The sequence below is a fragment of the Rhizobacter sp. P3_B12 genome, from assembly GCF_056402895.1.
This window is the reverse complement of sequence record NZ_JBFUGN010001081.1, coordinates 1-1,968: the sequence shown is the minus strand read 5'-3', so window position 1 is coordinate 1,968 and position 1,968 is coordinate 1. Positions and strand designations below refer to the sequence as shown.

General features: G+C 67.8%; 4 protein-coding genes. 2 read left to right on the top strand and 2 right to left on the bottom strand.

Annotated features, from left to right (window positions below; translation table 11 throughout):
- Both AC1D01_RS32345 and AC1D01_RS32340 read left to right on the top strand, forming a co-directional pair.
- On the top strand, nt 1-440 hold a 440-nt coding region (locus AC1D01_RS32345; protein WP_477873596.1), incomplete at its 5' end, for a winged helix-turn-helix domain-containing protein.
- 66 nt (nt 441-506) lie between these two features.
- Nucleotides 507-785, top strand: a complete 279-nt coding sequence (locus AC1D01_RS32340) for a DUF3297 family protein (protein ID WP_477873595.1) — start codon at nt 507-509, stop codon at nt 783-785.
- Here AC1D01_RS32340 and AC1D01_RS32335 read toward each other — a convergent pair whose 3' ends face one another.
- Both AC1D01_RS32335 and AC1D01_RS32330 read right to left on the bottom strand, forming a co-directional pair.
- Nucleotides 786-959 carry a hypothetical protein gene (locus tag AC1D01_RS32335; RefSeq protein WP_047509380.1) on the bottom strand — a complete coding sequence of 58 codons (174 nt, stop codon included), beginning with the start codon at nt 957-959 and terminating at the stop codon, nt 786-788.
- Nucleotides 960-1,084: 125 nt separating this feature from the next.
- A complete protein-coding gene (locus tag AC1D01_RS32330) occupies nt 1,085-1,792 on the bottom strand; it encodes a glutathione binding-like protein (RefSeq protein WP_477873594.1) in 708 nt (235 codons plus the stop codon).
- Nucleotides 1,793-1,968 lie beyond the last annotated feature (176 nt).

The window sequence follows — 1,968 nt, the reverse complement described above, 5'->3', positions numbered from 1 at the left end:
GTGCCGGTGACACCTACTCCATCGCCCAGGCGCTGATGCGTGGCGCCGACGACTACGCCACCGAGGCCGAAGGCGCGACCGGCCTGGTGCAGCGCGTGCTGGCCCGCGTGCGGGCGCTGGCCTCGCCGGCACCCGAGCTGCGGGCCGGGGCCTACTGGCTCGACACCGCGCAGTCGGTGCTGGCCTCGCCCGGCCAACGGGTGCGCCTGACGGCGCGCGAGTGCAGCCTGGCGCAGGTGCTGTTCGAGCACCACGGCCGGCTCACGACGACGGAGATGCTGTCGGCCGCGCTGTTCGGCAACACCGATGCCGTCAACAAGCGATCCATCGAGCAGCACCTGTACAAGCTGAGGCAGAAATGCGTGCTCGTCTCGAGGCAGCAGGGCACGCCGCTGCACATCGAATCGATCTACGCGACGGGCTACCGGCTGCGGGCCTGATCCGAGGATGCGGCCGGTGCCGCAGAATGGCGGCTTTTCTCCATTCCCCGATCAGGAACCCTGTCCATGTCCGAGGTCAACGCCACGCCCACCCCCGTTCCCGCCGAACGACCTGCCTTGCCCGACCGCCTGTCGGTCGATCCGCGCAGCCCGTTCCATGTCGCCGCGATCTTCGAGCACGAGATCGGCATCCGCTTCAACGGCAAGGAGCGCGGCGATGTCGAGGAATACTGCATCAGCGAAGGCTGGATCCGCGTGCCTGCCGGCCGCTCGGTCGACCGCAAGGGCCAGCCGCTGCTGATCAAGCTGAAGGGCCAGGTCGAGTCGTTCTACCGCGAGGGCTGATCAGCTCGACGGATCCTTCGTGCGGGTGCGCGACACCGCCATCATGATGCCGATGCCCAGCACGATCAGGCAGGCGATGCCGACGTACACCGGTGCGAGCCCGGCCGTCACGAGGCCCCAGGCGACRCCGCCGACCAGCAGCACGAGGCCGACCATATAGAGCGCAAATGACATGGTGATGCTCCTTGCGGGCACGGGCGGCCCGGACCCGGCCACTCTAGTCACCGGCGCGCGCGCTGCCGATCGGAAGAGGGCGCCGCTGCGCGTAGTCCCCTTCCTACCGGATCAGGCCCGCTGTTTCACGCGGGTCGCTTCGGAATCGCCAGCCCGCGCTGTACGGCCGGCCGCGCCTTGAACGCCGCCAGCACGCGCGTGACGTTCGGGAAATCGGCCATGCCGACCAGCTCGCCCGCCTCGTAGAAGCCGAACAGGTTGTTGATCCACGGGAAGATCGCGATGTCGGCGATCGAGTACGCGTCGCCCAGGATCCAGTCGCGGCCCTCCAGGCGCTCGTCGACGACCTTCAGCAGCCGCTTCGATTCGGCCACGTAGCGGTCGCGCGGGCGCTTGTCCTCGTACTCGCGGCCGGCGAACTTGTGGAAGAAGCCGAGCTGGCCGAACATCGGGCCGATGCCGCCCATCTGGAACATCACCCACTGCAGCGTCTCGAAGCGGCCGGCGGTGTCGGCGGGCATCAGCTGCCCGGTCTTGCTCGCCAGGTAGACGAGGATCGCGCCCGATTCGAACAGCGCGAACGGCTTGCCGTCCGGGCCGTTCGGGTCCAGGATCGCCGGGATCTTGTTGTTCGGGTTCAGCGACAGGAACTCGGGCGACAGCTGGTCGTTGGTGTCGAAGCGCACCAGGTGCGGCTCGTACGGCAGCCCGGTCTCCTCCAGCATGATCGACACCTTCACGCCATTGGGCGTCGGCAGCGAGTAGAGCTGCAGCAGCTCGGGGTGCTGCGCGGGCCACTTGGTGGTGATCGGGAAGGCGGACAGGTCGGACATGGCGGGTGGGTTCGCAGTGGGCGGATGAGGGGGAGCGGGAGATTCTGCCCCGGTCCGGCTTTTCTTGCGGCGGTAGGTGAACTATGGTCGGTCACAGCGCTGTCACCCGGCCCGTCGAACATCGGCGGCTCATCGTTCTGAAGACTCTTCACGAAGAAAGACGCCATGCATCACAC